We start from the raw sequence: 12,821 nt of genomic DNA, 5'->3' as shown, positions 1-12,821 counted from the left end.
AAAAATAAATAATCTATGATGAAACTAACTAGACAACTTTCCACCAGATATAAAATTCGAGTACTGATACATGCGATTCATCCCTCTCAAGAACAAACCTTCTGTTGGTCAATGGGCTGCCCGCTACATTGTTCAGCGCATCAACGCTTTTAACCCAACAGCGGAACGCCCGTTTGTACTCGGCCTCCCTACGGGCGGCACCCCAATTCCAACTTATCAGGAACTGGTTCGCCTCCATCAGGCGGGTGAGGTTAGCTTTGCTCATGTTGTCACGTTCAATATGGATGAATATGTTGGACTTCCGGCGGATCACCCTGAGTGTTACCGGGTATTCATGCATCGAAACTTCTTTGATCATGTGGACATCCCGGCTGCCAACATCAACTTTCTGGATGGCAACACCAGTGATCTGGAAGCAGAATGTCAGCGTTACGAAGAAGTCATCAAAAGCTATGGCGGTATTGAACTGTTCATGGGCGGCGTGGGACATGATGGTCACATTGCTTTTAACGAACCGGGCTCTTCACTGGCATCCCGTACTCGCATCAAAACCCTGACTACTGAAACCCGTCAGGCAAACGCCCGTTTTTTTGATCAAGACATCAGCCTGGTACCCAAGCTGGCCCTGACTGTCGGCGTCGGTACGGTTCTGGATGCCCGTGAATTAATGATCCTGGCCACTGGTGCTGATAAATCACGCGCCGTACAGGCGACAGTGGAAGGTTCTGTCAACCATATGTGGACCATCTCTGCCCTGCAGCTGCACCCAAAATCCATCATGGTTTGTGACGATCCTGCCACGCTGGATCTGAAAGTTCGTACCCTGCGTTATTTCCAGGATATTGAACACGACAACATCAAAGATTTTGCCTGAACGGAGTGATTCAACATGCCTGCAGAGTCGCCTTTCAGCCCGGAGCAAACTTATGCACTGGTTAATTTCAAACCATTGACCGGTCAACCGGAGCAGCCTGACTTCAACGCTATCATTATAGATAATGGTCGTATTTCAGCCACTTGCTCCGTTCAGGATATCCCTGAAAACGTTGAGAAGATCGATCTTCACGGCCTTACCGTTAGCCCGGGATTCATTGATCTCCAATTAAACGGCTGCGGTGGTGTGTTGTTTAATGCCGATATATCCGCCGACACTCTGGATACCATGCACGAAGCAAACCTTCGATCCGGTTGCACAGCGTTTCTTCCCACACTGATCACCAGCGTGGATGAGGACATGCGCCGTGCTATTCAGGTCACCCGTGAGTACATGGCAAAGCACCCGGATCGTATTCCCGGTGCTCACCTTGAAGGCCCATACCTGAATAAAGAGCGCAAAGGCATTCACGACCCGGAGATTATCCGCACGCCCTCTGCCGAAATGATCGATTACATCTGCGACAATGCCGATGTGGTTGCCATGATGACACTGGCACCGGAATCCTGTCCGGAAGGCACCATTGAAAAGCTCAGCAAGGCGGGCATTGTCGTTTCTCTTGGTCATACCAATGCGACCTGTGCTCAGGCCAAAATAGCAGAACAGGCCGGCGCCTCCTTTGCCACGCATCTACACAATGCGATGAGTCCGTTAGGCAGTCGTGAACCCGGCGTTGTCGGTGCTGTTTTTGATAGCCAGCGTCTTGGTGCCGGCATTATTGCGGACGGCCATCATCTGGCCTTTGAAAACCTGCGCATTGCTCATCGCATAATGGGCGATCGTCTGGTATTGGTCACTGATGCTACAACGCCTGCCGGCACTGAAATGGAAACGTTCCTCTTCGCTGGTCAGACCATTTACCACAAAGATGGAAAGTGCACTAACGCCGATGGTACGCTTGCCGGCTCAGCGCTGACCATGATTGAAGCGGTTGCCAATAGCATTGACGCCGGAATCGATGCGAATGCAGTGATTCGTATGGCAACCATCAATGCAGCAAGAGCCATCCATCAAGCGAAAAATATGGGAAGCATCGCTATTGGGCAGTATGCCAATCTGGCGATCTTTAACGACAGTTTCCAGATGCGTGGAACGGTCAGTGGCGGAACATTAAAGTTGAATCAACAGTGATAGGGATATCATGACATCTGTAATTGCCAATCTGGATTTTGTCAAAGAGCGCAATGTTTCAGCCGTCTATAAGGCGATTGTTGAACATGGCTCTATATCCAGAATTCAGATTGCCAGACAGTGTCGTCTGGCTGCCGGCAGTGTCACCCGCATCACCCGGCAGTTAATGGATGCAGGCCTGATTGTTGAACAGGAACAGCAAACCTCCGAGCGCGGGCGCCGTGCTACCTCTCTGGCGCCAGCTCCAGGGCAGTTGCAGATTCTTGCAGCCCGAGCCGGTAGAACACGGCTTCATATTGGTCTTTGTGATATCTCCGGTAAGCTGCTTGCTAAATATTCAGAACCACTGCACCCCCACAGTGAAAATGAATTTACCGAACAGCTATTATCCGCTCTGAAAACTTTTCTCCGGAAAAAGAAAAAACATATCCGTTGTCTGGCGGGCGTTGGTATTACGACGCCCGGTCTGGTGAACTCTGCCACCGGCATCGTGACCTTTATGCCACACCTGTCGGTGCATAACCTGCCACTGGCTGAGCACGTTTCCAATGCCCTTGGCATTCCCTGCTATATCAACAACTTTATAGCCTCCATGGCGTTGGCTGAACATCACTTTGGAGTGACCCGTGATGTGAAAAACAGCCTGCTGGTCAGCGTCCACAATGGTGTTGGTGCCGGCATGATTCTGGATGGCAAACTCTATGAAGGCAGCACGTTAGCCGTCGGTGAAATCGGCCATATCCAGATCGAACCACTGGGCGCCCGCTGTTATTGTGGAAATTTTGGTTGCCTGGAAACACTGGTCAGCAATTCAGCCATTGAAGAGCGGTGCCATAAACTACTGGCGTCTGGTGTTCCCAGCACGCTTAAAGCCAGAGCGGACATGACTGCCATCTGTAAAGCGGCCAATAAAGGTGACAAATTAGCCACCGATCTGTTGAAAGAGGCTGCTGGCAATCTTGGTAGAGCCATTGCCATGGGAGTAAATCTATTACGCCCAGACAAGGTCGTTTTGGCTGGAGAAATGTGTCAGGCATTCGATGTAATTCATCCAGTCATCAAACACTGCCTTAATACCCAGACCGTATCAGTAAACCCAAATCTTGAGACCAAAGTCGTATACTCTTCCCTCTATGACAGCCCGTGGTATGGTGGTTTTACTCTGGTTAGAAGAGCGCTATTGGAAAAGGGCCTGATTCTTCAGCACATTAAGTAGTCGTGCCACATATTCTGACATTTAAAGATTTGTGTAAGATTTCTTTACTCTTGCATGACAATCACGTACAGATTATCCGAGCTAATAATTTCCCCGGTGTTATCAGAAAACACCTGACCAATATAATAAGATATTGATACGGACTGTTACCGTGGCAAAAAAATTCGTACCTCGTCAGTTAACCTTATCCGTTGGCATTCTGGTTATCTGCATTCTCATTGCCGTTGCCCTTTCCAGCTGGAAGGAAACACCTGAAAAAGAGCGTGAGCCTGATCCGGTTCCTCTGGTCGATATCATGATACTGGAACCCCAATCACTTCAGTTGACCATCAACAGTCAAGGTGTCGTGTCCCCATCCATAGAAACGACAATGGTTTCTGAAGTATCTGGTGTTGTTAAATCAGTTTCTCCCACGTTTGTCAGTGGTGGAGTCTTCAAGCAAGGCGATGTGCTGGCGCGCATTGACGACAGTGACTATCAAGTTTCGCTAAGCCAGGCTGAAGCCTCATTAGCTGCCAGTACCGCACGTTTACAGGAAGAAAGCGCCCGCGCCGAAGCGGAAAAGAAAAGTTGGCTGAAAAGCGGTAAAAAACTGGATGCGGCTCCAGCACTCTTGTTAAGAACACCGTACGTTGCCGAAGCTCGCGCCAATGTAAAGGCGGCAGAAGCTCAATTGCGCAAAGCTCAAAGAGATCTCGAGCGCACCCAGATTAAAGCCCCTTATGATGGCATGGTCAAAGAGCGCACCCTCAACCTTGGGCAATTTGTTATGGCTGGCAGTCAGGCTGGTTCCATTTTCTCTGTAGATAAAGCTGAAATTCGTTTACCGGTTAAATCGTCGGATCTGGCTTTTATTGCTATGCCGGCACCGGTGAAACTCACCCAGCGCTTTGGTCTTCAGGAGGTAAAATGGAACGCCGAACTGACGAGAGCGGAAGGTGTCGTCGACGATCGAAGTCGGATGCACTATGTGGTGGCAGAAGTTACCGACCCTTATGATTTGAACGCGACAATACCACAAACACCCTTAAAATCTGGCAGTTTTGTACAAGCAGACATCACCGGTAAATCCCTTGATGGTTTATTCCGTTTACCCAGAAATGCGATCTACGGTGATGGTAAAGTGTTGATCATTGATGAAAACAGCACTGTTCAGTTCCGCTCTATCAACCTGATCTACAGCGATAATACGGCGGTTTTCGTAAATGGCGGCCTGAAATCGGGCGACAGAGTTTGTTTAACTCCGCTTTCACTTCCTATTGAGGGCATGAAAGTACGCATCAAAGGCGAAGCCCAAACTACAGACACCGTCGACCGCTCTGACGCGGCTTAAAGGAGGAAATTTATGAGCACTTCGTCCTCCGATAGCACGCAAAGCAATAAGGGCATTGTCGCCTGGTTTGCCAACAACCCGGTGGCTGCAAACCTGCTGATGATTCTGATCATTGCAGCGGGTCTGATGTCTGCCTTCACCATTAAAAAACGGATGTTTCCCGACTTTGCCACCAATACGGTACAGGTTGCTGTTGTCTATCCTGGTGCAGGCACGCTGGATATTGAACAAAGTGTTCTTCTGAAGATTGAAGAGTCTTTGCGGGATATTCAGGGTATTAAAGAAGTAAAGTCTCTAGCCTGGGAAGGTTATGGACAAGTTCAGGCTGAATTGGACTCTGGCTACGATATTGACCAGCTGTACGACGATGTCAAAACAGCAGTGGATGGTATTACCAATCTCCCCGGCGATGCAGAAGACCCGGTAGTTTCCAAGCTGGAGCCCAATGAGCAGGTTTTGTTTGTAGGCCTATACGGTGATATAGACAAACTCTCCCTGCAAAGAACGGCGCAAAACCTTCAGGATCAACTGTTAACGCTCCCGGAAGTATTGAACACTAATCTGATCGGCGATGATGAGCTGGAAATCTCCATTCAAATCTCTGAATCCTCATTGCGAGAGTATGGTTTAACCTTTGATGAAGTGGCTAACGCCCTGAGAAGAGGTTCCGTTGATGTTGCCGGCGGATCCATCAAAACCAGCGAGGGCGATATTGCGGTTAAAACCCGAGGGCAGGCGTATAAAGGCATCGACTTTTCTGATTTTGTCATTCGAACCAACCCAGACGGCAGTCGACTTTTACTGTCGGACATTGCGTCCATTTATGATGGCTTTGAAGAAGAAAGCGGATTGTTCCGGTTTAATGGTCAAAATACTATTTCCATTGAAATCGTTTCCGAGACTCAAAGTAATGACCTGAAAACGTCAGCAGCCGTCAAAGAGTTCCTCAAAGAGTACGAGAATAAGCTGCCTCAGGGCGTTTCTGTAAAGATCTGGGGGGATATCTCTTACTACCTGGAGGGCCGCATCGATATGATGATGGAGAACATGTTCTTCGGGGCGATTCTGGTTTTCCTGCTGCTCAGTTTGTTTTTGCGTATACGGGTGGCGATCTGGGTTATTGTGGGTATTCCGGTCTGTTTTTTAGGCGCTATCTGGTTGATGCCTAATGGACTGTTACCCGTCTCCATCAACATGCTCAGCCTGTTTGCTTTTATATTGGTGCTGGGGATTGTGGTGGATGACGCCATTATCATTGGCGAGAGTGTTTACACACGGATTTCCCGTCATGGACACACTACGGATAACGTCATCATCGGCGTTAACAAAGTTATTGTGCCTGCCACCTTTGGCGTATTAACGACCATGGCTGCCTTCATGCCTTTATTGTTTATTGAAGGCCGGGGAGCGCCCTTTTTTGAATCCATAACCATCGTTGTTATTTTCTGCCTGTTCTTTTCTCTGGTGGAATCAAAAATCATTCTGCCAGCTCATCTGGCTCACATGAAAAAGCTGGATCAGAATCAGGGGCCAAAAAGCAGAATCACCAAGCTTCAGGATCGATTCGCTCTCTGGTTTGAAGGGGTGATTGAACGCTATTATCTGCCGTTGATTCAATGGGTCACTATTAACCGCTACATCACTATTTTTGGTTTTGTTGGGTTGATGATTGTTCTGGGTGGCGTTATTAACAGTCCGCTGGTTCGCTTCTCCTTTTTCCCGGAAGTGCCCAGTGAATACGTCAGGGTTAATCTATCGATGACGTCTGGCAGCACCATCGAGCAACGAAATAACGCATTGACCCGTCTTGAGCAGGCGATGCTGGAGCTGGATCAGGAGTACCGCGACACACATCCTGACAGTAAAGGTGTGTACGAAAGCATCAATATCTGGTCCATGGGTGATAATGAAGGCTCAGCATTTGTTGAGCTGATTAAAAATGAATCCCGTAGCCTCAGCCCTCAAGAAGTGGAAGAGCAATGGCGGGAGAAAACCGGTGAGATTCCAGGTATTCAACAGCTGACGTTTTCTGCTGCACAGAATGCCGGTGGCAGTAAGCCCGTATTCTTCAAGCTACTGGGCAAAAACAGCGAACATTTGAATCAAGCCGCGGATGAGCTGGAAGCCTATCTAAACAGTTATGAAGGTCTGTTCGATGTAGAAAACTCGGCGGAAAGCGCCTCTGAAGAAGTGATTCTGGACATTCTGCCCAGCGGGCAAGCATTAGGCCTCACACTTGCAGAACTAGGCAACCAAGTCAGGCAGGGTTTCTACGGCGAAGAGGTTCAGCGCATTCAACGTGGTCGTGAAGAAGTTAAGGTTATGCTTCGTTATCCAACAGAGGAACGTAACGATCTGAAAGATTTGGAAAGCGTCCGAATCCGAACGGCTGATGGCAGTCAGGTGCCGTTTTTTGAGGTTGCCAGCGTAGAAGCTTCTGAAGGTACGCCATTCATTCGCCGTACTGATGGTAAACGTTCACTGTCGGTCAGTGCGGATTTGGATACCAGCAAACTGGAAGCCAGCACGGTAGTCAAAGAAGTCATGAAGGAGTTGGTGCCAGAGCTTAAAGGAAAATATCCGACAGTGGATATTCAAACCGGTGGTGCAACTCAAGAAGAGCAAAGCTCAATGCAGCAGCTGGCACTATTAACAATGGTGGCCTTGCTGGGTATTTATGCACTGATTGCTATTCCGCTGAAGTCCTATCTGCAGCCAATCATCATCATGGGTATCATTCCTTTTGGTTTGGTGGGTGCAGTGATTGGTCATATGCTTTTGGATCTGCAATTAAGCATGATGTCGATCTTTGGTTTGATTGCCCTCGCCGGTGTATTGGTAAACGACAGTTTAATTTTGGTGGATTTTATCAACAAAGCCAGAGAGCAGGGCATGCAGTTAACCGATGCGGTGATGAATGCTGGCCGTGAGCGTTTCCGGGCGATTGTACTGACGTCATTGACCACGTTCCTCGGCCTTGTGCCCATCACGTTGGAACAAAGCCTTCAGGCACAGTTTGTCATTCCCATGGCGGTATCACTGGGTTTCGGCATTCTGTTTGGTACAGTCATTACTCTGATGCTGACGCCAGCGCTTTACCTGATGGTGGAAGATATCAAACAATTTTTCCGTTCTCTGTTTGGTAACCAAAATCTAGCATCCCCTTAAATCAAATAATGCGGGTTATGGTTGATAGCGATCATATAGCCTTAGCCCGTGTTGCTCTTTAAGTTGGCTCAGCACTTTTGGATATCGAAGGCTGCCAGGGGGGTAGCAGGTACTGAACCCGATAGGGGGCTTGGAGTGATAGGAAACAAATCTTCAGCCTGAAGCTTTAGAAGGTCGAGCGCATACAAAATTATCGTTTCCAGAGCAGCATCGTTTATAGCGTCTGGCATATGGCGGTAGTGCCTCATTTTAGCAACTTCTAAAGCAATTTTTTCAATTATGTTTTCAGCACTCAGTAACTCCTTTTGCAAGTAGAGCTGATACATAACAATAGCGGCAGGGCTTCTGTTTTTTCCTTCTTCACAGTGAATCTGTACATTCCCACAGTCCAACCTATTCACTATTTGTTTAGAAAACTCAGGCTTCAACGAACCTGCATCATCCCAACCATAAATCTGATCAACGTATACATTGTACTCGTCAGCTACAGACTTATTTATGTCTGAGACTTTTAGTTCAACAATCACTTCCCTTGCATTTGTGGTTGATGAAGGCAATTCCCGCAATGTTTCAAGAGAGTTAATTTCCTTGACTGTTACCTCTACATCCTCATCAAAAGACCGACTGTCTCCAACATTGAGATCATCTGGAACAAATATACAACCACCTTTGTTGCTTGCAGGCGGCATGTACTTTGGCTTGAACGGTGGATCTGCCAGAGCCACGATTCTCTGTACTTTGCTATCAGCTATCTGAAGCCAAAAATCCTTACCGAACTGATCATAATCGTCATTTAGTCTTTTAACCTCAGAGCGCAATGAATGTACATATATATTCTGCTCATCATGCCCCTTTACTCGATAAAATTTAATTTCTTCATGTCTGGATACAACCGTGTTTGTGCACTTTTCATTAAACCCATAACTTAAAGCCTTTATCTTAATGGCGTTAATGATACGACCCAGAGCTAAAGACGATTTATTTCCCACTGAATGCAACTCTGGTAAAGAAATACCCGTTGCTATTCTTCGCCTTTCAAATAGCGATAACTTGTTTGGACGACGACTAGCATCCGAATTCACCCTACCACGGTTGCTTTGACCCTCTATTTGAGCCTCTAAATGCATAGACTGCTCAGGTTTTTTTCTTGCTACTGCAGCAAGTCCAGCAGCGCTTCCAACGTGCATGCCATTTTCCTACCCAAAAACATTTAATTTAGTCTCGTGGATGCAACACAAGTTCAACATAAATATTTTTTTCTCCCCACAACCATGTTAGAAATAGCCTCATAACAATAAAAAAAACAGGCTCAGTTTCATGAATCCCATTGTTTATGCCATCCCGGTTTTCTTTTTGATGATTCTTATCGAAATCATCACCACGGTGGTTAGAAAGAAAGATTATTACCGGGTTAACGATGCCCTCAGTAGCCTGAGCACCGGCATGTTGAGCATAACCACCGGCGTTATCCTCAAACTGGGTATGTATACCCTGATCTATAATCACACTGCATTTATTTCATTTACTGGCGATGCTCTTTGGGTATGGGTACTGAGCTTTATACTGCAGGACTTTTTTTATTACTGGCATCATCGAAAAGGGCATGAGATGAACATTCTCTGGGCAGCCCATTCGGTTCATCATCAAAGTGAAGAGTACAATTTGACCACTGCCCTACGGCAAACCAGTACCAGTTTTTTCTCCGGCTGGGTCTTTTACGTGCCAATGGCAGTGCTGGGCATTCCTCCTCATATCTTCTTAACGGTCAGCTTGATTAACCTACTTTACCAATACTGGGTACACACCCGTCATATTCCAAAACTTGGATGGTTTGAATGGTTCTTTGTCACCCCCTCAAACCATCGGGTTCATCATGCAAAAAACCGGAAGTATCTGGATAAAAACTACGGTGGCGTTTTTATTCTCTGGGATCGCCTGTTCGGCACGTTTATGGAAGAAGATGAGAACTACGAGCCCATTCGCTACGGCACTCTGAAACCCCTGCGCAGCTGGAACCCCTTATGGGCCAACGTGCACCTCTATATCGACATGGGTAAAGACGCATGGCAAACCAAAAACTGGAAAGATAAGTTCACGCTCTGGTTTAGAAGAACCGGGTACCGCCCATCAGACGTCGCCAGCCCAATGAAAATGCCAGACATTCACGCTTATCAGGATTACAACCCTACAGCGAGCCTTACTCTGCAGATTTATGCTATTGCTCAGTTTTCTATACTGGTGCTGGCAACCATCGCCCTGATGGCTATCAATCACACGACACCTTATGGCTTCAACATACTCTGGACAGGAATACTGACACTGAACCTGATCAGTGTTGGCTGGTTACTGGAAAAGCCCTCCGGGTTACTCTGGGTGGAAATCACCAGATTCACTTTGTCGAGCGCTTCAGTATTCCTATCTAACCACTTTTGGCCCGGCTATCTTGATGCATGGACATGGCAGTTTATTTTAGCCTCAGGATCGCTATCCATTCTCTTGTTGAGCAAAATTTCTAAAGCTGAGAATTCCCTTAATCAAAAAACAGCAGGCAATACGACATAACTACTTAGAATCTGCTGCAACCATCTGGTTGAAATAACACTTTTCAATCAGGCGACACATCTCTAAGCTTTTTAATACCAATGGCGTTTTTTAATTTTGGAACGAGCAAGTTATTTTGGGCGACTGGGCAAGGCGAAGAGACGAGTCATAGCCGTAGCTATGGCGAGGAACTTCAACGCAGATCCAGTCGGTCAAAATAGCTGCGCAGCCCATAATTTAAAAACAGAATTGGTATAACACCCTCCAGACCCTACAATAATCATAAACAGGTGGCACTCTTGGGATTTCTTAAACGTTGTTGTTTGGCAGTTATCATTACTTTGCCCGTTGCTTACTTTGTCGCATGGATGACCTACCCATCGCTGCCTGATTTATTGCCTTTTCAAACAGCTGCAAAGAAATACGATGTTGAGATTTTGCGCGATGAATACGGCGTTCCCCATATCTACGGAAAAAACGACACCGATACTGTATTTGGCCTTGCCTACGCCCATGCTGAAGATGACTTTGCCACTATTCAGGATGTGATTCTGGCAACCCGTGGCAACATTGCTGCTGAAAAAGGGTTTGATGCGGCAAAAACCGACTTCCTTATCAACTTTATGGGTGTCAGTGAGGCCATTACCGCAAAGTACAGCTCTCTGCCTGAAGATACCCGACAGATTGCAGAAGCCTATGCTGACGGGCTTAACCTTTATGCAGCAAAGCATCCGGATGTTATTTCTCCATGGCTACTGCCGGTGAAAGGGCAGGATATTATTGCGGGTTTCACTTTTAAAACCCCTTTGTTTTATGGCTTTGATCAAGTAATGGGTGAGCTATTTTCTGGTGAGCTAGTCAAAGAGCACCGGGAGCAAATGAGCAACTCCGGTCAAACGGCATTTTTATGGGGGCAGGAAGATGCGCTGCCTACCGGCAGTCAGGGAATTGCGGTTGCCCCCCATCGCAGCGATGACGGGCACACGCGACTTTTGGTGAATTCTCATCAACCACTAACTGGCCCGGTCGCCTGGTATGAAGCTCGTTTAAAATCGGAGAATGGCCTGGATATTGCCGGCTCTACATTCCCCGGCGCGCCGTTGATTATCCATGGTCATAACCAAAACGTTGGCTGGTCAAACACCGTCAACAAACCCGACCTTGTGGATGTTTATGAGCTGGCGGTTGATGACTTGGAAAATCCAACGAAGTACCTGCTGGACGGAGAATGGCTGGATTTTGATATCCGCACTGCACCCATTGTCGTGAAAGTCTTTGGCCACTTCAGGCTGTCAGTCAATAAAGAAATACTGATATCCAAACATGGTCCAGCACTGCAAACAGACGACGGGGTATTTGCGGTGCGCTGGGCGGGTATGGGCGAAGTGCGAACGCTGGATTTTCTGTATCGAATCAATCAAGCAGAGAACTTGGATGAATTCATTTCAGCCTTCGACATAATGGCCATGCCATCGATCAACTACGTCTATGCTGACTCCAAAGGCAATATTGGCCATTTGTACAATGCCATGATGCCAAAACGAGAAGTAACGACAGACTGGCAAGGTATTCTACCTGGTGATGACAGCACTCTGATTTGGAGCGATTACTGGCCAGTCAGTAAGATTCCTCACACACAAAACCCGCCTTCTGGCATGGTGTACAACGCCAACAACTCACCTTTCAACGCCTCCGAAGGGGATGGTGAGCCTGATATCAAAAACTTTCCCGCTTCAATGGGATTGGAAATGCAATGGACTAACAGAGCACGTCGTATAGAAGAACTCTTTAAAAGTGATCCGAGCATCAGTGCTCAGGATTTTCATCAGTATAAATTCGATACTCGATACAGCGAGCATTCTGACGTGATCGTCAAACTTAAGCAGTTCTTAGAACAGGGTTTACCTGAAGGTTTACAACAAGAGCCTTATATCTCTGCCTTTGACCACCTTCAACAATGGAATCTGGATACTGATAAAAACAACCGGCAGGCAGCACTAGCCATTCTGACGTTGCAGGAGTCTCTAAAGTACGGAAAAAAAGGCAATGAGGCTGTCAATATTGCCACCGAATTTGTAAAAGCTGTCGACCTACTGCTTGAAACACACGCAACTGTTGATATTCCATACGGGCAGATTAACCGTCATGTACGCGGCAACAAAAGCCTGCCGATTTCCGGAGGGCCTGACGTGCTTCGTGCTGTTTACGGGGATTTACAAGAAGACAGTGGCATTCTGAAAAATCGCGCTGGAGACAGTTATGTCATGTTTGTGGAGTGGGATGAGCATGGGAAAGTCAATTCATCTTCTGTTCATAATTTTGGCAGTGCCACACTGGATCAGGCGTCAGCTCACTATGATGATCAGATGGAGCTATTTACCGACCACGATCTAAAGCCGGTAAGGCTGTCAAAAGCAGACATTGAGAACCACCTATCCCGTCGTTATCGCCCTCAGGATTAGTAGCAAATATTGATTATGGCGTCGTCTTTGAACTGC

Annotated in this window: 8 protein-coding genes; 7 read left to right on the top strand and 1 reads right to left on the bottom strand. The window is 47.2% G+C overall.

Translation table 11 applies throughout. From position 1 onward, the window contains the following. The first annotated feature begins 70 nt into the window (after nt 1-70). From nagB to Q1B11_RS06870, 5 genes are all read left to right on the top strand, one after another. Nucleotides 71-874 carry a glucosamine-6-phosphate deaminase gene (gene nagB, locus Q1B11_RS06890; RefSeq protein ID WP_299729633.1) on the top strand — a complete coding sequence of 268 codons (804 nt, stop codon included), beginning with the start codon at nt 71-73 and terminating at the stop codon, nt 872-874. 15 nt (nt 875-889) lie between these two features. After that, nucleotides 890-2,065, top strand: a complete 1,176-nt coding sequence (nagA, locus tag Q1B11_RS06885) for an N-acetylglucosamine-6-phosphate deacetylase (RefSeq protein WP_299729631.1) — start codon at nt 890-892, stop codon at nt 2,063-2,065. Between the two features lie 10 nt (nt 2,066-2,075). Further along, nucleotides 2,076-3,281, top strand: a complete 1,206-nt coding sequence (locus tag Q1B11_RS06880) for an ROK family transcriptional regulator (RefSeq protein WP_299729629.1) — start codon at nt 2,076-2,078, stop codon at nt 3,279-3,281. A gap of 151 nt (nt 3,282-3,432) precedes the next feature. Then, entirely contained in the window at nt 3,433-4,614 is a 1,182-nt protein-coding gene (locus Q1B11_RS06875; RefSeq protein WP_299729627.1) for an efflux RND transporter periplasmic adaptor subunit, read from the top strand. 12 nt (nt 4,615-4,626) lie between these two features. Continuing rightward, entirely contained in the window at nt 4,627-7,782 is a 3,156-nt protein-coding gene (locus Q1B11_RS06870; protein WP_299729625.1) for an efflux RND transporter permease subunit, read from the top strand. Nucleotides 7,783-7,850: 68 nt separating this feature from the next. On the opposite strand, the gene Q1B11_RS06865 is transcribed toward Q1B11_RS06870, so the two are convergent. Beyond that, the gene (locus Q1B11_RS06865; protein WP_299729623.1) at nt 7,851-8,969 is read right to left on the bottom strand and encodes a hypothetical protein; all 1,119 of its coding nucleotides are present in this window, start codon (nt 8,967-8,969) and stop codon (nt 7,851-7,853) included. 130 nt (nt 8,970-9,099) lie between these two features. On the opposite strand from Q1B11_RS06865, the gene Q1B11_RS06860 reads away from it, so the two are divergent. Together Q1B11_RS06860 and Q1B11_RS06855 are read left to right on the top strand one after the other, a co-directional pair. Beyond that, nucleotides 9,100-10,344, top strand: a complete 1,245-nt coding sequence (locus Q1B11_RS06860) for a sterol desaturase family protein (RefSeq protein WP_299729621.1) — start codon at nt 9,100-9,102, stop codon at nt 10,342-10,344. A gap of 278 nt (nt 10,345-10,622) precedes the next feature. Continuing rightward, nucleotides 10,623-12,785 carry a penicillin acylase family protein gene (locus tag Q1B11_RS06855; protein ID WP_299729619.1) on the top strand — a complete coding sequence of 721 codons (2,163 nt, stop codon included), beginning with the start codon at nt 10,623-10,625 and terminating at the stop codon, nt 12,783-12,785. Nucleotides 12,786-12,821: the final 36 nt, after the last annotated feature.

Origin of the sequence: uncultured Endozoicomonas sp. (assembly GCF_947495845.1) — a bacterium.
Classification (GTDB): Bacteria; Pseudomonadota; Gammaproteobacteria; order Pseudomonadales; family Endozoicomonadaceae; genus Endozoicomonas.
The sequence above is the reverse complement of the archived record's forward strand: the minus strand, read 5'-3'. Positions and strand labels throughout refer to the sequence as shown.